Source organism: Streptomyces sp. GMY02, assembly GCF_019056675.1.
Taxonomy (GTDB): Bacteria; Actinomycetota; Actinomycetes; order Streptomycetales; family Streptomycetaceae; genus Streptomyces; species Streptomyces odonnellii.
Genome location: NZ_CP077658.1, coordinates 3,012,344 through 3,035,669 on the forward strand (window position 1 = coordinate 3,012,344; position 23,326 = coordinate 3,035,669).

A 23,326-nucleotide genomic window follows, 5' to 3' on the forward strand; every position below is an offset into this window, starting at 1 on the left:
CCATCCGGAAACTGGGCCCTCGACTGGGCCCAGGGACCCTGCGGGTGGGCCCGCCACCGTACCTAGGCTGCTATCGCTCGGGGGATCGTGGCGCGTGGGCGAGGAGGAGCGATGAGGGGTGCCGACCGGTTTGCCGTGTGGCATGGGCATGCTCAGCGATATGCCCGGAGGCGCGGCGGCCTTCGACGGAGCGACCGGGGACAGAGCGGGGCCGAGTACGCCGCGATGGTCGGGGTCGTGTCGCTGGTCGTGGCCGCGATCGTCGGCCTGAGCGTACCCAGCGACACCGCGACCGGGTTGAAGACCCAGGTGTGCCGAATACTCCACCCGCTCAGCGGCGCGGACGCCTGTGCCTCCGGCGACTACGCGGGCGGCGGGGACGGAGACGGCGGAGGCGGCGACGGGGGAGGCGGCGGGGACGACACCTTCACCCCCACCGGCGACGACCCGTTCGAGCCCGCGCGGTGTCTGCTGTCGCAGGATCAGACCAAGGACACGGTCGTCATCCAGATCGTCTTCATCAAGATCAGCAGCTCCGAGACCGTCAAGCTCCAGCAGTGGTCGGACGGTACGGTCACCCTGGAGCGGGTGCACGACAACGCGGGCGGGGTCTCCGCGAGCATCTCCGCGGGCATTCCGGGTCTGAAGGACTGGGGCGGCAGCGCCAAGCTGAGCGGCACGTATCTGGCGGGCAGCGGCAGCGGCGGTCAGTGGCTGTTCAACGGGAACAAGACCGGTAACCCCCAGGCGGACCTGGAGGCCAACCTCAGGGACGCCCAGCAGTTCGCCGCGTACCTCAAACAGAACGAGGGCTGCCGCTACCAGGCCGGCTACAACCCCGGGGCGAACATGGGAGCCTGCCAGCAGGACGCGGCCTCCAAGAAGCCCGATCTCGAACCCGAGCTGGCGCCGGACGTCGACATCACCAAGACCACCGTCGAGGCGTCCGGCAGCGCCAGCTTCGGCGGGAAGTTCAAGGGCAACGGCAAGAGCGGCAAGGACTCCGGCAAGAGCGACGGCCCCAAGGACCTCGGCAAGATCTCCGGCGAGGTCGTCTCCGGCACCATGACCGAGGATGTCGTGGTCATGCGCCACAACTCCGGGATGAACGCCGGGAAGATCACCTTCATCTACACCTTCACCGTCAAGGGCACCGCGGGCATCGGCGGACAGTCCACCGGCGAGAGGATGCAGCAGGTGGCGGTGACGTACGACGCGGCCGCCTACGACCAGGAAGAGGCGGACGGCGCCGACCACCACCCGGAGAAGCTCGTCATCACCACCAGCCAGGAATCCGGGGGCGGCGGCGGCTTCAAGGGCGAGGTGGGCGCCAACGCCGGGCCCGTGACCATCGATGTCGGTGGCGGTGGCGGTAGCTACGACACGGAGATACACACCGAGAGCGCCGAGCTGATCCTCGACAACGACGCCGACAGCACCACCGTCGAGGACTGGCTGCGCGGCAGGGGCGGCGATCCCGCGAAAAACCCGCTGCCCTCGCCGTCCGACGCCGCCGAGGCACCGGACGACGACGCCAGCCCCCTGGAACGTCTCCTGCACGACAAGGGAAAGCTCAGCAGGCTCGACTACAAGGCCAACACCGACTGGTGGAACGCCTCACTCGGCATCGGCTACGGCGTCTCCGCCGGACAGTTCTCCCTCGGTTTCAAGCTCTTCGGCATCGAGATCACCCACGAGAGCAAGAACCAGACCATCACCGGCGACCCCACCTACGCCACCGGCCCCACCAGCGGCGGCACCCGGCCCTGGGTCGAATGGAAGAACTGCACCCAGACCAAGCCCATCCCCACCTGACCGGCGCCAGGGGGTGCCTTGCCGATCTTGCCGGGCTCGATCGACAAGGCACCCCCTAGCCGGTCCGCGGGCGGGTTCTCAGAGCGTGGTCGAGGGTTTCCAGGGTCCAGGCCCAGGAAGCCTCGGCCTCGCGCGGAGTGTGGCTGAAGCCGCCCGCGGTCTCCAGGCTCACATAGCCGTGGAAAGTGCTGTGCAGGAAGCGGACCGCGTCCGTCTCGTCGGGCTCCGGCAGGTCGTAGCCGCGCAGGATCGCGCGGGTCATCCGGGAGTGTCTGGGAGCGGCGCTGTTGACGGCCGCCTCGGCGTCCAGTTCGAACTGGCCCGCCGCGTAGCGCCCGGGGTGCTTCTTCGCGTAGTCCCGGTACGCGTTGGCGAACGCCACCAGGGCGTCCTTGCCCGAGCGGCCGGCCAGGGCGGTGGCCGCCGCGTCGGCCAGCTCCTCCAGGGCCAGCAGGGCCACCCGTACCTTCAGCTCCCGCGCGTTGCGGATGTGCGCGTACAGGCTCGGGTCCTTGACGCCGAGCCTGCGCGCGACCGCGGACACCGTCAGGTTGTCGAAGCCGATCTCGTCGGCCAGCTCCGCCGCGGTCCGGGTGAGCAGTTCCGGGGTGATGCCCGTGCGCGCCATATCCTGCCTAATTGAATAAGTTGTTTGCCTAAATATATTAGCCTAGCTAGCCTCGGAAGGCATGAGACACCTTACTGAGACCGATATCCGCAGCTCGTTCGTCAACTGCTCCAAGGGCGAGGCCAACCGGCTGGGCCTGCCCAGGGACCTGGCGGAGTGCCCATGGGACGACCTCGACTTCCTGGGCTGGCGGGATCCGGGGGCTCCGGAGCGCGCCTATCTGGTCGCCGAGCACGACGGCCACCTGCTGGGCCTCGCGCTGCGGGCGGCGAGCGGGGCCGCGCGCGGCTTCACCGCGCGCAGCATGTGTTCGGTGTGCGTGACGACCCACACAGGCGGCGGGGTGGCGCTCATGACCGCCCGCCGTACCGGCGAGGCGGGCCGCCAGGGCAACACCATCGGCCAGTACCTCTGCGCCGACCTGGCCTGCTCCCTCTATGTACGGGGCAAGCAGCGGACGTCCGCCGGAAGGGGCTTCGACGAGACCCTGACCCTGGACGACAAGATCGCCCGCACCCGCAGAAACCTGACGGCCTTCATCACCATGGTCACCAGCTCGAACTAGGTTGAGGCGGGGACGCCGATGCCGGCGGGCACGAGCGCGTGGGTGACGGGCGTCATGTCGCGAGGGGGTTGGGGATGAAGCGCCGGTTCCGAAGAACGATGCTTCGAATCATCGGGATGAGTCTGTTCGTTTCCATGGGCCTGGCGGCCCCGGTGGCGGCGGCGGAGAGCGGAGCGGCCGGCCGCGCGGTACGGGGAGTGAGCGCGGTCGCGGACGCGGACGCGGCCGGCGCGGTCGCCGAAACGGGCTCGTTCGCAGAGTCCGAGCTGTGGGATTCGACCGATGCCGACGCGTACGCCGGCTTCCATGTGCAGGGGCTGACGGTCGTCCCCGCCGGACTCGTGCCGCCCGCGGGGAACGGCCGGGCGCTGCCCGACGACGTGGTGCTCACGTTCACCGAGGGCCGGTTCGTCGTGGGCGACGGCGGGGAGAAGGATCTCCTGGTCCGGCGCAGTGCGGACGGCGGGCGCACCTGGTCGGCAGGTGTGCCCGTGGTTCCGAGGCAGACGGGCCAGAGCTGGGGCAACCCGACGCCGGTGGTGGATGAGCGGACGGGCCGGGTCTGTCTGTTCTACAAGGGATCCAACGGAACCGTCTTCGTCAGACGGAGCGACGACGCCGGGGCCAGTTGGTCGGCCCCCGAGGATCTGACCCCGCTGTTCGCCTCCAACCCGCACGGCTGGACGCTCAACAGCCCGGTCCCCGGGCATGGAATACAGCTACGGAACGGCCGGCTGCTGATGCCCGTCCAGCACCGCGCCCCCGACCCGGACCGCAATTACGGGGTCGACATGCTGTACAGCGACGCCCATGGCGATCCCGGTTCCTGGCGGCGAAGTGCCGGGATACCGATGTCCGTCGCGTACCCGGTCAATGAGAGCCGCGTCTTCGAACGCGGGGACGGGGCGGTGGTCCTCAGTGGCCGGTGGGGCTCGGGCGGCACCCGCTACCGCATCACCGCGACCAGTACGGACGGTGGCACGAGCTGGTCCGCGCCCGCGGTCGACGGCTCGACCGGACAGTTCGTCTCGGTGGACGCGGGCGTGCTCCAGTACAGTCGCGGCCCGGTCGACCGGGTGCTGTTCAGCGGGCCGGACGCCTCGGCCCGGGAGAACATGACGGTCTCGGTCTCGTACGACGGAGGGGCGAGCTACCGGTACAGCCGGGTGGTCAACCCGGGCACGTCCTACTACTCCGACCTCGCCCGGTTGTCCGACGGCACGATCCTGTTGGTCTACGGCCGTGACGGCGACGACGCCGGCTTTCCCGAGCGCGTCTCGATCGCCCGGTTCGACCTGGAGTGGCTGACCCAGGGGCGGGACAGCCTCGCCACCGGTCCCGGGCTCTCCCTTCAGACGTACGAACTGGCCACCGCGGACGCCCGTACCGGGACGGGCGCGGCGGCGCCGGTCGTGTCCGACGCCAACGCGCGGGGCGGCAGGACAATGCGCTACCCGGCTCCGGCGGTGGGCGGCCATGTCGACGTCCCGTTCGACGTGGCGGCAGCGGGCACCTATGAGGTGGCCGTCCGGCTGCACCGCGGGTCCGACCGGGGACTGATTCGCGTGAGTGTCGACGGCACAGCACTCGATCAGGGGCTGGTCGATCCGACGATGACGGTCGGCGAGGGCTATCAGCTCTACCGGCTGGGAACGGTCCCGCTGGCGGCCGGACGGCACTCGATCCGGTTCACCCTGGCCGGCCAGGGGCGCGGCGGCGGCAGCGTCATCAGCGCCGACCAGCTCTTCCTGACCTCGGGCGGGAGTCCCTCGGACGCCCCGAAGGCGGTCGCGGACAATGACTTCGCCGCCGGTTTCGAGGTGGTGTCGGGGAGCTGGACCCGAGTGGAGAAGGCCGCCGGGGAGTACGGGCAGAGCCACCGCACGCATGCCGCGGGGACCGGCACCGCCACGGCGCGGTTCCGGCCGGATGTGCCGATGAGCGGCGTGTACGAGGTCTCCGCCTGGTATCCGCCCGGGACGGGCCTGGCGTCCAACGCCTCCTATGTGATCCGCCACGCGGAGGGCCAGGAGACCGTCGAGGTGGATCAGCGGTCCGGCGGGGGACGATGGGTACGGCTCGGTGATTTCGCGTTCACCGCAGGTGGCGGGGGCACGATCGAGCTATCGGACGCCGCCGACGGGCCGGTCGCCGCTGACGCGGTCCGCCTCGCGTACCGGGGCGCCGTCGCGGACAACGACTCGGCCGCGTACGAAACCGTGTCCGAGGAGTGGAACAACGCGAGCGGGACCGCCGGGTACTACGGCTCGAACTACCGCACCCGTCCCACGGGTACCGGAAGCGCGGTCGTGCGCTGGCGGCTGGACGTACCCGCCGACGGAACGTACGACGTGGCCGTCTGGTACACGGCGCACTCCAACCGCGCCTCCGACGCGCCCTACGTCGTCAACCACGCCCGGGGCTCCACCACCGTGCGCGTCGACCAGCGTGAACGCGGCGGCCAGTGGGTCTCGCTGGGCAGCTACCCGTTCATCGCCGGCCGGCCGGCCACCGTCGAACTCTCCGACGCGGCCGACGGATACGTCGTCGCCGACGCCGTACGCACGACGTACCACGGTCTCGTCGCCGACAACGACGACGCCTCGCGCTACGAAGTGCTGTCGGGCACATGGAACAACGCGACGGGTAGCGCCGGGTACTACGGCTCGAACTACCGCACCCACCCCGCGGGGACCGGAAGCGCGGTCGTGCGCTGGCGGCTGGATGTGCCGGTGAGCGGGAGATACGACGTGGCCGTCTGGTACACGGCCCATACCAACCGCGCCTCGAACGCGGCCTACGTCATCGACCACGCCGCCGGGGACCCCACCACCGTGCGCGTCGACCAGCGTCAGCGCGGCGGGCAGTGGGTGTCGTTGGGCACCTTCTCGTTCACGGCGGGCCGGCAGGCCACCGTGGAACTCTCCGACGCCGCCGACGGATACGTCGTCGCCGACGCCGTACGGCTCATCGGATAGCGGACCGGCGAAAAGACGCGGGCATCGTGATGGCCTTCTCGCTCCTGGGCGAGCCGGGAGACTCCGAGCACTGGATCGAAGCGGGCAACGCACGCGGCCTGCCCGGCACCCCCGGCGCGTCGCAGCGTGTGGGCAACTACCTGAACGCCACCGGCACGCACCTGTGGATCGGCATGCCGCACGGCCCCGCCGAGCGCGGCGCCGTCCACGGGCTGCCGTGGTCGAACGCCATGGGCGGCACGGGCGGGACGGTGACGACCCATCAGCCCGGGCTCAACGGCCTGGCCCTCACCGGCAAGGCCTTCGGCATGTCGATCCGCTGACGCGCCGGTCCGCCGGCGGGAGGCCGGGACGTCAGGTGTCCTCGGGCTCCAGCTCGAACGTGAAGTAGATGCTCAGCGTGCAGGGCTGGTCCTCGTCGTGTGCGAAGTCCCAGGACACGTCCACCAGGAAGACCTGGTGTTCCGCCACCCACTCATAGGCCTTCTTGAAGGCCTCCGCGGCGGTGGTGGCGGGGAACAGCTTCCTGGCCATGGGGTGCACGGCCGTCTCGGCATCCGCGTCGTCGAAACCCTCCGGCACGTCCAGACAGCGGCGGGAATCAAACACCATGGTCTACGCCCTTTTCGGTCGGCCCGCTGAGCATGACACCCGGTAGGACCGCCGCACATGCGGAAGGGTTGCTTCTGCCAGTCCGAAGCCCCCGCCGACCGTCCCGAGTGGACGGCCCGCGGGGGCTTCCGGCTTTCACACGCTAGACCTCCAGCCGCTCCACCAGCGCCTCGTACTCCTCCCACAGCCCCTTCGGCGCGTGCTCCCCGAAGGTGTTCAGGTGCGCGGGGATCAGCGAAGCCTCCTCGCGCCACACCTCCCGGTCCACCGACAGCAGCAACTCCAGCTCCTCGTCGGACAGTTTCAGGCCCGCCGTGTCCAGGGACTCCTTCGTCGGCAGCACACCGATCGGTGTCCGTTCACCGTCCGCCGTGCCCTCCAGCCGCTCCACGATCCACTTCAGCACCCGGCTGTTCTCGCCGAAGCCCGGCCATACGAAGTGCCCCGCGTCGTCCTTGCGGAACCAGTTCACGTAGTAGATCTTCGGCAGCTTCGACTCGTCACCCCTGGCCGCCGCCTTCGCGCCGATCTCCAGCCAGTGGCCCATGTAGTCGCCCATGTTGTAGCCGCAGAACGGCAGCATGGCGAACGGGTCGCGGCGCAGTTCGCCGACCTTGCCCTCGGCGGCCGCCGTCTTCTCGGAGGCGACGTTGGCTCCGAGGAACACTCCGTGCTGCCAGTCGAACGACTCGGTGACCAGCGGTACGGCGGTGGCGCGGCGGCCGCCGAAGAGGATGGCCGAGATCGGGACCCCCCTGGGGTCCTCCCACTCGGGCGCGATGATCGGGCACTGCCCGGCCGGGACGGTGAAGCGGGCGTTGGGGTGTGCGGCGGGCGTACCGGACTCCGGTGTCCAGTCGTTGCCCTTCCAGTCGGTGAGATGGGCGGGCGGCGCCTCCGTCATGCCCTCCCACCAGACATCGCCGTCGTCCGTCAACGCCACATTGGTGAAGACCGAGTTGCCCCACATGGTCTTCATCGCGTTGGCGTTGGTGTGCTCGCCGGTGCCGGGCGCGACACCGAAGAAGCCCGCCTCGGGATTGATCGCGTACAACTGGCCGTCCTCGCCGAACCGCATCCACGCGATGTCGTCACCGATGGTCTCCACCGTCCAGCCGGAGATGGTGGGTTCCAGCATGGCGAGGTTCGTCTTCCCGCACGCCGACGGGAAGGCCGCGGCCACGTACCTCGACTTCCCACGCGGCGGGGTGAGTTTGAGGATCAGCATGTGCTCGGCGAGCCAGCCCTCGTCACGCGCCATGACGGACGCGATACGCAGCGCGTAACACTTCTTGCCCAGCAGCGCGTTGCCGCCGTACCCGGAGCCGTACGACCAGATCTCGCGGGTCTCGGGGAAGTGCGAGATGTACTTGGTGCTGTTGCACGGCCACGGTACGTCGGTCTCGCCCTCGGCCAGCGGCGCGCCCAGCGTGTGGACGGCCTTCACGAAGAAGCCGTCCGGGCCGAGTTCGTCGAGGACCGCCTGTCCCATCCGGGTCATGGTGCGCATGGAGGCCGCGACATACGCGGAGTCGGTGATCTCGACACCGATCGCGGAGAGCGGGGAGCCCAGCGGGCCCATGCAGAACGGCACCACGTACATCGTCCTGCCGCGCATCGCACCGCGGAAGACGCCCTTGTCGCCGGTGAAGATGTCCCGCATCTCGGCGGGCGCCTTCCAGTGGTTGGTCGGGCCCGCGTCCTCCTCCTTCTCGGAGCAGATGAACGTACGGTCCTCGACGCGCGCCACGTCGGACGGGTCGGAGGCCGCGTAGTACGAGTTCGGCCGCTTGACCGGGTCGAGCTTGATGAAGGTCCCCTTGGCGACGAGCTCCCCGCACAGGCGCTCGTACTCGCTCTCGGACCCGTCGCACCAGACCACCCTGTCCGGCTGTGTGATTGCTGCGATCTCGTCGACCCAGGAGATCAGTTCCCCGTGTTGCGTGGGGAGAGCGCTGGGGAGGGTGCTGGGGACGGCGCTGGGAGCCGCGATATCGCGCGCCACGATTGCTCCTTGATGAGGGTTTTTGAGTTTGTGCCCCTTGGGGGCCGCGGCCCGGACGCTTCGTAGCGTTCGCGGCCCACTGGCCGCTCATCCGGTACCGACCGCACTCATTTGATCATCCGATTCTAGCGCCCATCTGTCCAGGGGGCCGCACACGTGAGCATGGCCACTCTTCGCGCGGGCATCGCGACCCCGGCGAGACGGCATCACCACCCCGCCAGGATGGCCGTAGGGTGAATTTGTACTGAAACGTAACCTACGCTCCCGTAGGTAGCATGTGCCTATGACTCCTGCAGCGCCCGAGCCCCTCGCCAATCCCCGGTCACAGGAAGCGCACAGAGCACGGGAAGGGGGTTCCGAACCGCTCGGCGCGGTCAAGACGGCCGACGCGGCCGACACCGCCGCCCCGAGCGCTCCGAACGCCCCGAGCGGCCCGGCCAGCGCGGTCAAGCCACGGCTGCGGGGCTGGCTGCACGCGGGCATGTTCCCGGCCGTACTGGTCGCGGGAATGGTCCTGGTCATCTTCACCGGCTCGACCCGCGCCCGGGTCGCCTGCGGAATCTACGTCCTGACCGCCTGCCTGCTCTTCGGCGTGAGCGCGATATACCACCGGGGCACCTGGGGCCCGCGCGGCGAAGCCGTACTCCGGCGGCTCGACCACGCCAATATCTTCCTGATCATCGCGGGCACCTACACCCCGCTGACCATGCTCCTGCTGCCCGACTCCAGCGGCCGGACCCTGCTCTGGGCGGTATGGGCCGCCGCCGCGGCCGGCATCGCCTTCCGGGTGCTCTGGGTCGGGGCGCCGCGCTGGCTCTACACGCCGTGCTACATCGCGATGGGCTGGGCCGCGGTCTTCTACCTGCCCGACTTCCTGCGTACGGGCGGGATCGCCGTGCTGGTCCTGGTGATCGTCGGCGGGCTGCTCTACAGCGTCGGCGGGGTGGTCTACGGGCTGAAGCGCCCCAACCCGTCACCGCGCTGGTTCGGCTTCCACGAGGTGTTCCACTCCTTCACCCTGGCCGCGTTCGTCGTGCACTTCGTCGGCATCTCCCTGGTGGCCTACCAGCACCCCTGAGCCGCCCGCGCGAGCCACCGCAGCGCCCCGCCACAACTCCAGACTTGACGCTCACCATCTTTTGGGAGTTACTGTCACTTGACACTAACTCCCGAAGGAGGGCTGCCATGGGCCGCCGATGGTGGGCGCTCGGCGCCCTCGTCGCGAGCATGCTCGTGCTCGGTTTCGATCTGACGATCCTCAATGTGGCGCTGCCGACAATGGCCGCGGAGCTGGGCGCCACCACCAATCAGCAGCAGTGGATGGCCGACGCCTATGTCGTCGTCTTCGCCGCCCTGATGCTCCCCGCCGGACTGCTCGGCGACCGCTTCGGCCGCCGCCGGATGCTCATCGCCGGTCTCGGCGTCTTCCTGGCCGGTTCGCTGATGGGCGCGCTGGTCGGCAGCGTCGAGTGGGTCATCGCCGCCCGCGCGGTGATGGGAGTCGGCGGGGCGCTGGTCATGCCGCTGGCCCTCTCCGTACTGCCCTCGCTGTTCCCGGACGCCGAGGACCGCACCAAGGCCGTCGGCATCATCTCCGCCGCCTCCGCGCTGGGCATCCCGCTCGGCCCGATCATCGGCGGCTGGCTGCTGGAACACTTCTGGTGGGGATCGATCTTCGTGATCAACGTCCCGATGGCCGCCCTCGGGATCGCCGCCTGCGTCCTGCTGCTGCCCGAGACCAGCGACCCGGCGGCGCCCCGGGTCGACGCCCTGTCCACCGTCCTCACGGCCGGCGGCCTCGGCGGGCTGGTGTACGGGATCATCGAGGCACCCGGCCGCGGCTGGGGCAGCCCCCTCGTCGTCGGCGCGCTGACCGCGGGTGCCGTGCTGCTGGCCGCGCTCGTCCTGCGCGAGCGCCGCATGGCCCGGCCCATGCTCGACCTCGTCCTCCTGCGCCACCGCGGCTTCCTGCTCAACACCCTGGCCGCGACCCTGGTGATGTTCGTGATGTCCGGGCTGCTGTTCCTGCTGCCCGTGCACCTCCAGGCCGTCCTCGGCAACAGCGCCCTCGGCACCGGCGTGCGGATGCTGCCGATGATGGGCGGGCTCATGCTCGCCGCCAAGGGCAGCGGGCCGCTGATCCAGCGGGCCGGACCGCGCGCCGTGATCGGCGGCGGCCTGGTCGTGCTCGCCTTCGCGGCGGTGCTCGGCAGCCGTACGACCGTGGACAGCGGGTACGGGTTCACCGCGCTGTGGCTGTCCATCGCCGGGGTGGGCTTCGGCTTCGCCGTCGTACCGGCCATGGACGGGGCCGTCGCGACCCTGCCCGCCGACCGGGCCGGCAGCGGCTCCGGGCTGCTGATGACCGTACGGCAGATGGGCAGCGCGGTCGGGATCGCCCTGCTGGGCTCGCTGCTCGCCGCCGCCTACGCGTCCCGGCTGGACACCTCGGGCCTGCCCGCCGCCGCCGCGGACACCGCCGGGGACTCGGTGGTCGCCGCGCATGTCGTCGCCGAGAGGCTGGGCTCGTCCGCGCTCGCGGCCTCGGCGGACGCCGCGTACGTCCATGGCATGAATCTCGCCCTGCTGGTCTGCGGCGCCGCCGCGCTGGCCTCGGCGCTGCTGGTCGCCACGCTGCTGCCGGATCCCGGGCGGGCGGCGCGGCGCGCCGGTGACGGCGCGGACAAGAACGGGGATCCCGGCGGTGACGCGGGCGTGGCCCCGGCGCCCGCCGATGCCCGACAATAGGAACCATGGCCGCCACTTCCCGTACCCCCTCGCGGAGCACGAGCCCCCGATGGGCCTGCGCGAGCGCAAGAAGCTCAAGACCCGGATCGCGATCCGGCGGGCGACCTACGGACTGATCGCCGAGCAGGGGTACGAGGCGACCACCATCGAGCAGATCGCGGAGGCGGCCGAGGTGTCCCCCTCGACCGTCTTCCGCTACTTCCCGACCAAGGAAGACATCGTCCTCACCGACGAGTTCGACCCGGTCATGGCGTCCGTGCTGCGCGCCAGGCCGGCCGGCGAACCGCCGCTGGAGTCCATCCGGTTCCTCATGGACGAGACGATGCGGGCCGTCATGGCGACGGACCTCGACGAGATGATCCAGCGCACCAAGCTGATGGTCGAGGTCCCGGCCGTACGCGCCAGGATGACCGAGACCATGTCGTCGACGGCGAAGCTGTTCGCGGAGGTCCTGGCGGAGCGTACCGGCCGGGAGCCGGACGACATCGAGGTACGGATCTTTGTCGCGACGGTACTGGGCGCGCTGCGCGAGGTCACCCTGTACTGGGGCGAGCGCGGCTGCCGGGACGATCTCCTCGGCCTGATCCACCGCGCCCTGGACAGCCTGTCGGCCGGCCTGCGGCTGTAGACAGTCCCGCCGGCCCGCGCCGACAGGGCCCGCCCACAAGGCCCCTGCCGCAACGCCGGTCGGCTCAGCCCAGCCCGGTCAGCCCAGTCCGGTCAGCCGGGCCGTGATCGTCTTCGGGCGCTGGTACTCGTGCAGTGCCAGCGTGCTGAGGTCCGTGCCGTGGCCCGAGGCGCCCCGGCCGCCGTGCGGCAGCTCCGCGGTCTGGACGAGATGGCAGTTCACCCACGCCTCGCCCGCGTTCAGCCGCCCCGCCAGGTCCAGCCCCGCCGCCAGGTCGCGGGTCCAGACACTCGCGGCGAGGGCCTGCGGCACGCCGTTCGCCAGGGCGAGCGCGTCCTCGACGGTGTCCGCCGACTGGACCGTCAGCAGCGGGCCGAAGACCTCCTCGACCACCGCCGGATCGTCGTCCGGCAGACCGGCGAGGACGCGGGCCGGGCGCCAGTAGCCGTCCTCCTCGCCCTCCCCCGGGGCGAGTTGACCGGTCGTCTGCTCCTTCGCGGCGGACGCGCCGACGATACGGTCGTAACGCGCCGCCTGGTCCGCGTTGTTGAGCGGCCCGAAGTCCTGGCCCGCGCGCCGCTCGCGCATCGCGTCACCGAGCAGTGCCACGGCCGACTCGTAGTTCTCGCGCAGCGTGATCACCCGCGCGGGGACGGCGCAGCTCTGGCCCGCGTTGTACGTCGCCGCCGCGGCCAGTTCCGTCCAGGTGTCGGCGGGGGCGTCGGGCAGGACGACGACCGGGCTGTTGCCGCCCAGTTCCAGGCTGACCCGCCGCGTGCCGGCCCGCGCCGCCACATCGGCCCCGGCGAGCGCGCTGCCGGTGAACGCGACCATGTCGACCCCGGACCCCACCAGCAGCCGCCCGGTCTCCCGGTCACCGGGCAGCGTCTGGAGCACGGACTCCCCCAGCGCCTCGCGCGCGTGCTCGGCGAGCCGGACCAGCGAGTCGGGGGTGGTCTCGGCGGGCTTGGCGACGACCGTGTTCCCGGCGGCGAGGGCGGGCGCGCAGCGCCAAGCCGCCATCAGCAGCGGGTAGTTCCAGGGGACACCACCCCGACGACCCCGATCGGCTCCCAGCGGACCCAGCTCTCATGGCCCGCGACCAGGCTCCCGGCGGCCGGGGCGGACCGGGTGCGCGCCGCCCAGGCGTAGAAGCGGAAGAGGTCGGCCGCCTGCTCCAGCTCGCCGGCCGTCTCGGACGCGGGCTTGCCCGTACCGGCCCGCTCCAGCGCGCCGTACTCCTCGGCGTGCTCCTCGATCAGCGCGGCGAGCCGCTCCAGCCGCCGCGACCGCTCCCTCGGCGTCAGCGCCCGCCAGCCGCCGAGGGCCCGGCGGCCCTCGGCGGTCACCAGGGCGACCTGCTCCTCCCGGGCGACCGCGAGGTCCCCGCGCACGCGGCCGGTACGGGGGTCGGTGAGGGCGAGCGTGTGCAAAGGAGCCTCCGTCGGCGATTCCATGGGCGCGCGATCAGCGGATGTCGTAGGCGCGCAGCCACAGTTCCAGGGTGAGTACGAGCCACAGCTTGCCGCCCTGCCTCGGCAGCAGCGCGCCCTCGCCGCGCATCCAGGCGCGCACGGTGTCCGGCCGGAAGAGTCCGCGGGCGCGGGCCTCCCGGCCCAGCAGCAGATCGCCCGCCAGTTCACGCAGCGGCCCGCCGAGCCACTGCTGGACCGGTACGCGCATGCCGCTCTTGGGCCGGTCGACGACCGTGCCGGGCAGCAGGTCCCGTACCGCCTCCTTCAGCACCCACTTCTCCACCGCGCCGTTCAGTTTCCAGCGGGGCGGGGTGGCGAAGGCGTGGTCGACGACCCGGCGGTCGAAGAGCGGGGCGCGGCCCTGGAGTCCCTGCGAGGCGGTGAGCCGTTCGACCTTGGTGAGGATGTGGTGGGCGCCCTTGGTGCGCAGATTGCAGTGCAGGAGCTGGTTGAGCAGATGGTCCATCCGGCCTTCGCGGGCCGCGGGCGTCAGATAGGGGGCGACGAAGCGTTCGGGCGCGGGCGCGCCGGCGAGGGCGTCGAGCGCGTCGGCGGTGAGCAGGTCGGGCAGATCGGTGTAGCACTTGCGGTACGAGCGGAGGTACGTGGTCGTACGCGATGCCCGGCCCGGGTCGCCGGTCGCCCCGGCCACATCGCCGCGGTGCATCTCGTGGACCAGCATGGGCAGGTTCTTCGGGCCGCCGAACACCGGGTCGCCGCCCTCCCCGTTCAGGACGACCTCCAGCCCGTCGCCGGCCACCGCCTCGGCGAGCATCAGGTTCGGTACGGTCAGCGGATCGCCGACGGGGCTGTCGAGCAGCGCGGCGGCCTCCGCGAGGCGTGCGGCCACGGCGGTCCCGGAGACCGTGAGCACCCGGTGGCGGGTGTGGCAGTGGGCGGCGACCAGGCCCGAGTAGCCCAGTTCGTTGGGGAGTTCGTCGCCGAAGCTGATGGAGTAGGTGTGCACGGGGTGGGCGTGCAGCTTGGCGGCGAGGGCGGTGACCAGCGAACTGTCGACGCCGCCGGAGAGCAGGACACCCACGGCCGCCGCCTCGGGGAGCCGCCGCGCGGTCGCCTCCTCCAGGAGTTCGCGCAGCCGCAGGGCGTATCGCTCCGGCGGTGCGCCGTCGTCCTCGATCAGCTCCCGCGGCTCCCAGTAGTGCTCCTCGGTGAGGGTGCCGTCCGCCGCGAGCCGCAGACAGCGTCCGGGCAGCACCTCGCGCACTCCGCGCAGCAGGGTCTCCTCGCCGGGGAGGTAGGCGAAGGTCAGGAAGGAGCGTACGGCGGCGAGTTCGAGGCCGGTGTCCAGCGCGGGCCAGCGCCGCAGGGCCCGCAGCGAGGTGGACGCGGCCCAGCAGTCCGCGGCGCGTGCGTAGAAGAGGGTGCGGGCGCCGACGTGGTCGCGGATCAGCACCAGACCGGCGTCCTCGTGCACGGCGAGCGCGAACATGCCCTCGGCCGCGCGGATCCCGTCCGTACCGAGCCGTGCCCAGCAACGCAGCAGCAGTTCGCCGTCCGGGCAGTCGGGCGGGGCGGGCGCGCCGGCTGCGGCGAGGGCGGCGAGCAGCTCGGGCCGGTTGTGCAGGGTGACCTCGCCGACCGCCGTACGGCCGTACGCGGTGAACGGGCCCGTGGCATGGCCCGGTTCGTCCTCGACCAGCGCCAGCGCGGGCCCTTCGGGGTGTACGGAGGCGCCGGTCGCCCTCAGTTGGTCCCTGGCGTGCCGGGGGTCCGCCGCCAGGAAGGCGCTGAACCGCGCCATGTCACGCTCCTCGTGCTGTCACGCCTGCTGCCCAGCCTGCTCGGCCGCCCGCTGTACGGCTGGTCCGCCGGGGCTGTACGGTCCGTCCGCCGCGGCTCGTCCGAAGCCGTCCGGCCGGCGGCTCATCCGAAGTCGTCGTCGCTCCAGCCGCCGTCGCCGTCGGAGTCCCAGCCGGCGTCGGAGTCGAAGCCACCGCTGTCATCACCGGTGTCGCCGTCGTCGCTCCACTCGCCGCCGACGGGACCGCCGTCGCCGCCCGAGCTGCTCTGGGCCTGCTGCCGCAGCTCTTCCTCCTCCTCGGGGCTGAGGGCCGCCGGCGGGAACTGCGCGGCGGTCACCGCGAGCGTCGCCAGGCCGAGTCCGCCGAGCAGCACGCCCATGCGCCCGCCGAACGAGGTCCGGTTGACCATGACCGTCTCGCCTTGGCCCCAGACCGTACGGCCGTAACCGAGGTCGCGGCCGTAGGTGACGGTGCCGTCCGCGTACGTCCGTTTGATGATCCGCTGCCCGAGCAGCTCGTCGGTGCCGGACATCCCCCGGTTGTCGTGCCAGCGCACCACGGTGGAGCTTTGGCGCCGCCGCCACTCCTCGCGCCCGTCCTCGTACCGCCGGTGGACGGTACGGTCGGCGAGCAGCTCGTCTCTGTACGGTGTTTCGCGGGGCCGGTTCATCGCCTTGTGTCCTCGTATCGCCTGGTCTCGCCGGGTCGGTTCGTCGGCCATGTCATGAACCCGGCCGCACGCAGCTCCCGCAGGCCCGTCCATATCGAGTGGCTGGGGATCCTCGGCCCGCGCACCTGCCGCAGGACCGTACGCAGCAGACGCGCCGGGGGTACGGCCTCCACCTCCGCGAAGCGCCCTTCGGCGAGCCAGTCGCGCTCACGGGGTCTCAGGGCCACGTGCTCCGTCGGTAGTCCCGGCCCTTCCGGGTCCGGGGCGGGGCCGCGCGGGGAGGTGAGGTGCAGGGCGGCGGCGTGCCGGGGTACGAGACCCATGGAGGCGACGCGTACGGCGCGGGCGCCCGGGGCGCTCGCGACGCTTTCGCGTACGCGCGCGACAAGGGCGAGACCGGCGGTGCTCGCGTCGTGCAGGACATGCACGGTGGCGCCGTCGACCCGGCCGAGCCCGGCGACCAGCCGGGGGTCGAGGGGCAGGCCGTCGGGGGTGAGGACCGGGCAGGCGGCCTCCAGATGGACATCGTTCGCGAGGAGCATCCGGGCGACGGAACGGCTCTGGCAGACGAGCAGCCGGGGCAGACCGTAGTCGTAGAGGTCGGGCTCGGCGGGCTCCCGCGGCGGCGCCTGTACGGTACGGTCCTCCGCCTCCGCTACGGGTACGGGTACGGGCTCCAGCAGGCCGGGCACCTCCCCGTACCGCCGCAGCGCCTCCTCGAACCGTTCGTACCGCACGGGCGCCGCCGGAGTCACCGGCACCCGTCGTGGCACGGCCCCCAGCGGCCGCAGCACCCGGCACATCTCGTAGTAGAGCTGCCGCTCGGTGAACCGGATCCGTCCGGGCGCCCCGACCCGGGAGACGGCGGTGGCCAGGGCACGGTCGAGAAGCCGCGCGCGTATTCCGTCTCCGCCGGGAGTGCTCGTCGTCGGCGATGTCATCGGGGCGGCTCTCCCGGCCAGGTGAGGAAGCCCAGCGCCGCCGCCCTGCGCTGGACGGGGTCGCCGGAGGCGGTGACGCGTTCGGCGACCCGGGTGACCGCCGCCAGGAGCTTGGCCGGCGGGACGGCGATGAGGGAGGTCGACCAGCCCTTTGCCAGCCAGTCCAGTTCGGCCTCGGTGAGCGTGCCGCTCCCGCGCAGGAACCGCATGAGCTCGGGCACCGGCTTCCGGCCGCGTACCCCCGCGTCCTTCACCCGCATCACCACCCGCGGCGGCAGCCCCGCGTCGACGACCCTGCGGCCGGGCAGCTCCCGCCGGGCCCGCAGAAGCAACTCACAGCCTGCCGCGCTCGCGTCGTGCAGAACGATCACAGGTATCCCGTCCGGCACCTCCCGCACCATGCCGGCCACGGTCATCCCGTACCGCTCCAGGACCTGATTGGCCGCCAGAAAGGTGGCGACGGCATCGTCCGGGCAGAGCAGCACAACTCGCGCGCCCTCCCGCTGCTGCCGGGCGCCCCGGAACGCGTGGCGGTCCACGATCCCGGCCGGGACCGAACCGTAGACCCTGGGCCACTCGGTCAGCAGGGCGTACCGCACCTCGTCCATCGTGCGGTCGCGCGCGACCTTGGGGTTCTTGAAGCCGGAGTACAAGGCGATGAGGACACCGATCAGGATCACCGCGCCGAAGAAGGTGAAGACCCCGCCGCCGCTGACCTGGTCGCCGATCACGACCAGGACGCAGGCGACCGGCACGCCGATCAGCGCACAGCCGATGGCCCCGGCGTAACCGGTGCCGCTGGAGTTCTTCTGGATCTTGCGCGCGGCGGCGGCCCAGAACTGCTCGACGGTCACCGCCACCGTCCCGCCCACGGTGAGCCTGTCGGTCAGCCGTCCGATCCGCGCGTCACCGAGCCGCAGGGAATTGGTCTTGGGATCCATGACGTACGTGCGGTGGCACTTGGAACAGGTCTTGTTCGGCCGCTCCTTGAACAGCAGATCCTGGTTGCAGTGCGGGCAGATCATCGCCGCCCCTCCAGTGCGGACGCGATCCTGCGCAGCCCGGCGGCGAACCGCTCCCGTGCGGTGAGCGCGCCGACGCCGCGGATCCGCTGGACCCGCTCGATGTCGCGCAGCGCGGCGGCGAGCAGTCCGAAGTCGGTGCCGATCCGGGCGACGGTGCCGACGCTGCGGCGGCTGCTCCGTACGACATCGTCCGTGGCGCGGCGCTCGGCCTCGTCCGCGGTGATGGCGTAGTCCTCGTGGTCGATGCCGAAGCCGGTGTTGGCGGCGAGGATGTTGAGCGGTTTCGTGCCCCGGTTGGCGAAGGAGTGGGGCATCATCTCGGGGATACGGATCATCCCCCCGGGCGCGAGCGGGATCTCGGTGACCCGGCCGCGCGGCGCGTCCCAGAGGCCGCAGGAGGCATGGCCGAGACTGAGGACGAAGTGCTCGCCGCCGTGCGCGTGCGGGGTGAAGGCGCTGCGCGGTCCTACGACACCGATCTTGACCGTGGCGTTGGAGGGGCGCTCGGGCGAGGTGCGCGCGTCACCGACGAGATAGTGGGCGAACTGCCCGTCGTCGATGAAGGGCAGGAACTCCTCGCGCGGCCCGAGCTCCCGCGCTCCGTCGCGGTCCGCGAACAGCACGCTGCCGTCGGGGCCGATATGGAACAGCTCGACGCCGTACGGCAGTTCACGCGCCAGCCGTCCCATACCCCGAAGCCCCGGACTGCCGGAACCGGTATCCACGTCGGACATCGACGCCCCCCATCACGCTGTGGACCACCACCGCATGGTAGGCCCACCCTCGGGAACAAGCGGCACGGACGGCACAAATGCCAGACGAGATCAGGATGAACGGAGCGCGTCCGTGACCAGATTCCGTACGCGGTCGTCGCCGACGGACATCATGTACTCGCCCAACTGCCGTACGTCCGGGGCCTTCGAGCGGTGCAGCACGGTGACAGCGTGCACCAGCGCGCGGGGCGACGCCTCGGCTTCGAGGACGGTCATGGCGAGTTTCGCGGCGAGCGGGCCGTCGACCAGGGCGGCCGCGCCGGCCAGATCTACGAGCTGGGTCGCGAGGTCGAAGGCCGGGGGCTTCCGGTCCGAGTCCGAGTCCGGGTGCGGGTGCGCGTGCGGGTGCGCGTGCGGGGCTGGGTGCGTATGCGCCTGCGGGACAAGGAAGTTGACGCCGCGCTCGACCGTCTCGGCGAGGTCGGGCAGCACCAGGGCCACCATGGCCTCGGGCATGAGATCGCCGAGCTGGTCCTCGAAGTACTCGGTGTCCGCGATGCGTACGAGCGCGCGGAAGGCCGCTTCCCGCTGTCCGGCGGTACGTTTCTCCTCCGCGAGATCCGCGCTGTCGCCGACAGCTATCGCGAGCTGGGCGAAGGTGCTGTCGACCGCGAACTTCCGGTTGACCAGGACCTCGTACCAGGGGGTGGCCGCGGGCGAACCGGCCGCGCGGATCAGCGTCTCGTACCCCGCGGGCTCGCCCCAGGTGGTGAGGGCGAGGCAGGCGAGGAAGCGCTCCCGGGCGGGGGCCGCCGGGTCGGACATCATCTCGGTCAGTCCTGGGACCCGGGCGCGGTGGCGGGAGTCGTCGAGGCCGCCGTAGATGACTTCGTCGGTGTCGGCCACCGGCCGATCGTCGAAATCGGTGCCGAGGAGCTGGTCGAACCGGCTCATGGCGGGCCTCCTTTCTGGTGCGTGTGCTGCGGATCCGGTGCGGACCGAGTACTGGTGACGGATCGGTACGGGTTGAACGGGGCGGTACGGGTTGAACGGGGGCGGTACGAGTTGAACGGGGGCGGTACGGGTGAACGCGCCGGCGGCTGCCGGGTGATGAAGCCGTGCGGCGCGGATGTTACGGCGTCGGCCCTGTGCGGTGTGCGGCGGGGCACCGCACAGGGCCTGTGTCACGCGGGGGTCACACCGCGGTCGCGCCGGGTCACACCGGCGTCGTGGCTCATCCCGTCTGCGTCAGGACGATGACCTTGTACTCCTTGCCGTCGACGATGGTCGTCTCCGTACCGGTCTGCTTGAACGTGCCGCCGCGCGGGATGAGCACCTCCGACTCCCTGCCCCGGTAGCGGGACAGCGGGTCGATGTTGCGGCCGTTGTCCGTCTCGATGCGGACGAGCACCGACTCGCCCTGCCGGCCGTTGCTCTTCGCGTTGGAGGCGGCGCGCTGGGCCTTGTTGATGTCGGTGGTCGTGCTGAGGTACTCCGGCATGGTGATCTCCTCACCCGCCGCGTACTTGTCGAGGATGTCCTGCGGCATGAACGTACCCCGGTAGAAGCTCCCGCTGACCGGCGGCAGGTGCTCCAGCGCACGGTCCATCTTCTCGATGAACTCCGGGACCTTGGCGGCCCGGCTGCCGGAGACCGGCTGGCCGCGCAGGTACATGTTCGCGTCATTGGCCCAGGGGCCGGTGTAGTCGGCGATGATGAGCGCGTCCTCCGCGGTGAAGTCCTTGGTCAGCGGGTTCTCCTTGGCGATGCGCTCCACCTCCTCCGACCATTCCTTGCGTCCGTCCTTGCCCGGGCGGTAGTCCGGGATCTCGTCCAGCGCGTGGAACGGGTCCATCGGCTGGTTGGCGTCGGGGGTGGAGCATTCTCCGCCGACGTTGGGGTCGCCCGGGTTGTCCTCGTCGACGGTGGGGTCCGCCTGGCCCTCGCTGGAGCCAAGGGCTTCCTGGACCGCGTCCTCTGCCTCCTGGTACGTACCGAAACCGGCCATGGAGGCCGCGGACAGCGCCTGCATCGCGGCCTGGGCGGCAGCGGCGTCGGGCTCGTCGGCGGCGAGGGTGAAGGGGGTGCGGGTGCCGACGGTTGTGCGGGGGGCCGTGGACGTACCGACCTCGGCGGAGGCGAGTGCGAAGGTGACGGTGCTCGTGCCGGTGCCGGTCGCGCCCGTGGTCAGGGTGCCGGAGTACGAGACGGGTGAGCCGAGGGGAGCAGCGCCGCCGAGGGGTGCGAGGGCGCCGTCATCGCACTTGTCCTTCTCGTCCTCGCTCTCGTCCTCGTCCTTGTCGTCCTCGTCCTTGTCTTCGTCGTCCTTGTCCTTGTCGTCGTCCTTGCCGCCGTCGCTGCCGCCGCTGTCACTGCCACCGGTCGTGGGCTTCTCGGTGCAGACCTGGGTGTAGCCCCAAGGCGCCATGACCGGATTGCACTCGGTGACGGTCTCGGTTTCGTCCTCGTCCTTGTCGTCGTCCTCGTCCTTGTCGTCCTCGTCCTGATCCTTGTCCTTGTCGTCGTCCTTGCCGCCGTCGCTGCCGCCGCTGTTACTGCCGCCGGTCGTGGCGGGCTTCTCCGTGCACACCTGGGTGTAGCCCCAGGGGGCCATGACCGGGTTGCACTCGGTCACGGTCTCGGTACCGCCGTCCGAACCACCGCTGTCCGAACCACCGCTGCTGGAGCCGCCGCCGTTCGAGCCACCACCGGAGCTGCTGCCACCGCTCGAACCACCACTGCTGGACCCACCGCTGGAGCTGCCGCCACCACTGGCCCCGCCGCTGCTGGACCCACCACCGGAGCTGCCGCCACTGCTGGAACCACCGCCGCTGGAACCCCCTCCGTTGGTCCCACCGCCGCTCGAACCACCACTGCTGGAGCCACCACTGCTGGACCCGCCACTGCTGGAGCCGCCACCGCTGGAGCTCCCGCCGTTCGAGCCACCGCCGGAGCTGCTGCCGCCGCTCGAACCTCCGCTGCTGGACCCGCCGCTGCTCGAACCGCCGTTGGACCCACCGCCGTTCGAACCGCCGCCACTGCTGCTGCCGCCGTTAGAACCGCCACCGGAGCTGCCGCCGCCGATGACGGCTCCGCCTACAGCGCCGTCGTCGTCATCGTCGTCGTCATCCGACCCGCCGTTGGACCCACCGTTGCTGGACCCACCGCCGTTGGAGCCGCCACCATCGGAGCCGCCTCCGTTCGAACCGCCCCCATCGTCGCCACCCCCCGAGTCTCCGCCGCCGTTGCTGCCACCACCGTTGTCGCCGCCACCGTCGTTGCCGCCCGTACCGCCGTTGTCACCACCGCCGTCGGAACCGCCGCCATCGGCGCCACCGTCGGAGCCTCCGCTGTCCGAACCGCCGTTGCTCGAACCACCGTTGTCCGAACCGCCCGAGTCGCCGCCACCGTCGCTACCGCCACCGTTGCTGCCCCCGTTGTCGCCACCACCCGTGGTGCTGCCGCCGCCGTCCGAGCCGCCGCCATCGGCGCCACCGCCGTTGTCGCCCCCGCCGTCGCCGCCACCCGTGGTCGTACTGCCGCCGTTGTCGCCGCCACCACCGGAGCCGCCCGTACCGCCCGTACCACCGCCCGCGCCGCCACCGCCGCCGCCCACGACCTGCGTGCCGCAGGAGTCGCCGCCGAGGACCCGGCAGACCGCGGACTGGAGGCCGTCGGCGATCTGGGTCTGTACGCCACCGAGAACCAGCGCACCGATGACGAGGGCGACCAGGCTGACCATGCCGACGTACTCGACCGTCGACTGGCCACGGTTCCGGCGCCACCTGATCAAGTGCGGAAGCGAGGGGACAGCGACCCGGCGGAGCCGCTCGGGCGTGAGGCGCGGCCTCACGGCCCGCAGTTCCGCGGGAAGTTCGAACCACACGCGGCTGCTGCCCAGGCTGATCAGCAACAGCAGAGCGCCGGGCAGCACCATCTGGCTGAACCCGAGTTCCGAACCGCGGTACAGATTGATGACACCGCCGATCAGCAGCCACGCCTGAAGACCGATCAGCCCGAACCAGACCACTTTCCCGCCGGTCCACAGGCGCCGCGCCAGAACCAGCCCGGCGATCCCCGGCGCGACCGCGTACAGCGCCAGCAGGCTGAGCGCCGGTGTGACATGGCGGCCGAGGTCCAGCAGCGAGCTCAGCACACTGATGCCGCCCAGCAGTGTGAGGGCGAACATCAGATGCAGCAGGGTCCGCGCCAGGATCAGGGGCCGGGGCAAATCTCTGCGCCCGTCGGGCGGTGCCGCGGCACGCTGGATCGTCAAGGCCCCTGGGTCTGACATGGGAAACCCTTCCACCACACTGCTCCAGACGTCCCGCCGAGGCATCTCATCCGCGGCACCTGCGTCGCGTCAGCCTAGGCACGCCCAAGGCCCAACCCGTAGGGCCCACAGACCCACTCCGGGGCCCAACGGCCCCGCGCCCAGCCGCGGTGGGCATCTTCGGCGCAGCGGCCCCGGATCTCATCAACGACCTGTGGTGCCGCTCGGCTCTTGCCCGCGGCTGGCATCTGCTGCCGCCGCGTGTCCGCGCGATCCGTGACCCCGAACTCCACGCGATCGACCAGCGGTTTCGCCGTGCGACGGTGGGCCGGCCCGGTCGCGACGACCGAGCCGGCGAGTGGTGGTTGGGGCGTGTGCCACGACGGCTGGAAGCGGAGACGAGCGATCGCACCGCCGACGGGTGGCCGATGGGCTGGGACATGCTCTCGTTCCCGAGGCCGGAATCCGTGCAGATCATCGACTGACA

General features: G+C 71.3%; 18 protein-coding genes and 1 pseudogene. 8 read left to right on the top strand and 11 right to left on the bottom strand.

Annotation, left to right across the window (positions count from 1 at the left end):
* The first annotated feature begins 237 nt into the window (after positions 1-237).
* Positions 238-1,815: a hypothetical protein gene (locus tag KQY30_RS12540; protein WP_217306894.1), complete on the top strand. Its 1,578-nt coding sequence runs from the start codon at positions 238-240 to the stop codon at positions 1,813-1,815.
* 55 nt (positions 1,816-1,870) lie between these two features.
* Here the strand turns inward: KQY30_RS12540 and KQY30_RS12545 are convergent, their stop codons facing one another.
* Positions 1,871-2,443, bottom strand: a complete 573-nt coding sequence (locus tag KQY30_RS12545) for a TetR/AcrR family transcriptional regulator (RefSeq protein WP_217306895.1) — start codon at positions 2,441-2,443, stop codon at positions 1,871-1,873.
* Between the two features lie 61 nt (positions 2,444-2,504).
* Here KQY30_RS12545 and KQY30_RS12550 point away from each other — a divergent pair, with 61 nt between their 5' ends.
* From KQY30_RS12550 to KQY30_RS12560, 3 genes are all read left to right on the top strand, one after another.
* Positions 2,505-3,008, top strand: a complete 504-nt coding sequence (locus tag KQY30_RS12550; protein WP_217306896.1) for an FBP domain-containing protein — start codon at positions 2,505-2,507, stop codon at positions 3,006-3,008.
* 116 nt (positions 3,009-3,124) lie between these two features.
* Positions 3,125-5,986 (top strand): exo-alpha-sialidase, encoded by a 2,862-nt coding sequence (locus KQY30_RS12555; protein WP_217306897.1) that lies wholly within the window; start codon positions 3,125-3,127, stop codon positions 5,984-5,986.
* A gap of 29 nt (positions 5,987-6,015) precedes the next feature.
* Positions 6,016-6,309: a hypothetical protein gene (locus KQY30_RS12560; RefSeq protein WP_217306898.1), complete on the top strand. Its 294-nt coding sequence runs from the start codon at positions 6,016-6,018 to the stop codon at positions 6,307-6,309.
* 31 nt (positions 6,310-6,340) lie between these two features.
* On the opposite strand, the gene KQY30_RS12565 is transcribed toward KQY30_RS12560, so the two are convergent.
* Both KQY30_RS12565 and KQY30_RS12570 read right to left on the bottom strand, forming a co-directional pair.
* A complete protein-coding gene (locus KQY30_RS12565) occupies positions 6,341-6,598 on the bottom strand; it encodes a hypothetical protein (protein WP_217306899.1) in 258 nt (85 codons plus the stop codon).
* Between the two features lie 142 nt (positions 6,599-6,740).
* Positions 6,741-8,603, bottom strand: coding sequence for a phosphoenolpyruvate carboxykinase (GTP) (locus KQY30_RS12570; protein ID WP_217306900.1), 1,863 nt, complete (start codon positions 8,601-8,603; stop codon positions 6,741-6,743).
* A 283-nt stretch (positions 8,604-8,886) separates the two neighbouring features.
* Between KQY30_RS12570 and KQY30_RS12575 the strand changes: the two genes are divergently transcribed.
* From KQY30_RS12575 to KQY30_RS12585, 3 genes are all read left to right on the top strand, one after another.
* A complete protein-coding gene (locus tag KQY30_RS12575; protein ID WP_217306901.1) occupies positions 8,887-9,681 on the top strand; it encodes a hemolysin III family protein in 795 nt (264 codons plus the stop codon).
* 107 nt (positions 9,682-9,788) lie between these two features.
* Positions 9,789-11,351, top strand: coding sequence for a DHA2 family efflux MFS transporter permease subunit (locus KQY30_RS12580; protein WP_217306902.1), 1,563 nt, complete (start codon positions 9,789-9,791; stop codon positions 11,349-11,351).
* Positions 11,338-11,979, top strand: coding sequence for a TetR/AcrR family transcriptional regulator (locus tag KQY30_RS12585; RefSeq protein ID WP_217306903.1), 642 nt, complete (start codon positions 11,338-11,340; stop codon positions 11,977-11,979). The genes KQY30_RS12580 and KQY30_RS12585 overlap by 14 nt, the downstream gene beginning before the upstream one ends.
* Positions 11,980-12,057: 78 nt before the next feature.
* Here the strand turns inward: KQY30_RS12585 and KQY30_RS12590 are convergent.
* The 8 genes and pseudogenes from KQY30_RS12590 to KQY30_RS12625 all read right to left on the bottom strand — a co-directional run bounded on the left by KQY30_RS12590 (position 12,058) and on the right by KQY30_RS12625 (position 22,842).
* Positions 12,058-13,436: pseudogene (locus KQY30_RS12590) on the bottom strand (aldehyde dehydrogenase family protein).
* 10 nt (positions 13,437-13,446) lie between these two features.
* Positions 13,447-15,216, bottom strand: coding sequence for an asparagine synthetase B (locus tag KQY30_RS12595; protein WP_217306904.1), 1,770 nt, complete (start codon positions 15,214-15,216; stop codon positions 13,447-13,449).
* A 122-nt stretch (positions 15,217-15,338) separates the two neighbouring features.
* Positions 15,339-15,887 (bottom strand): hypothetical protein, encoded by a 549-nt coding sequence (locus KQY30_RS12600; RefSeq protein ID WP_217306905.1) that lies wholly within the window; start codon positions 15,885-15,887, stop codon positions 15,339-15,341.
* Positions 15,884-16,828 (bottom strand): hypothetical protein, encoded by a 945-nt coding sequence (locus tag KQY30_RS12605; protein ID WP_254407099.1) that lies wholly within the window; start codon positions 16,826-16,828, stop codon positions 15,884-15,886. The genes KQY30_RS12600 and KQY30_RS12605 overlap by 4 nt, the downstream gene beginning before the upstream one ends.
* Positions 16,825-17,853 carry a hypothetical protein gene (locus KQY30_RS12610; RefSeq protein WP_217306906.1) on the bottom strand — a complete coding sequence of 343 codons (1,029 nt, stop codon included), beginning with the start codon at positions 17,851-17,853 and terminating at the stop codon, positions 16,825-16,827. Before KQY30_RS12610 ends, KQY30_RS12605 begins: the two co-directional genes overlap by 4 nt.
* Positions 17,850-18,587 carry a cupin domain-containing protein gene (locus KQY30_RS12615; RefSeq protein WP_232788892.1) on the bottom strand — a complete coding sequence of 246 codons (738 nt, stop codon included), beginning with the start codon at positions 18,585-18,587 and terminating at the stop codon, positions 17,850-17,852. The genes KQY30_RS12610 and KQY30_RS12615 overlap by 4 nt, the downstream gene beginning before the upstream one ends.
* Positions 18,588-18,677: 90 nt before the next feature.
* Positions 18,678-19,520, bottom strand: a complete 843-nt coding sequence (locus KQY30_RS12620; protein ID WP_254407100.1) for a hypothetical protein — start codon at positions 19,518-19,520, stop codon at positions 18,678-18,680.
* Positions 19,521-19,800: 280 nt separating this feature from the next.
* Positions 19,801-22,842: an ADP-ribosyltransferase gene (locus tag KQY30_RS12625; protein WP_217306907.1), complete on the bottom strand. Its 3,042-nt coding sequence runs from the start codon at positions 22,840-22,842 to the stop codon at positions 19,801-19,803.
* Positions 22,843-23,009: 167 nt separating this feature from the next.
* Here KQY30_RS12625 and KQY30_RS12630 point away from each other — a divergent pair, with 167 nt between their 5' ends.
* Positions 23,010-23,324: a hypothetical protein gene (locus KQY30_RS12630; protein WP_217306908.1), complete on the top strand. Its 315-nt coding sequence runs from the start codon at positions 23,010-23,012 to the stop codon at positions 23,322-23,324.
* The last annotated feature ends 2 nt before the right edge of the window (positions 23,325-23,326 follow it).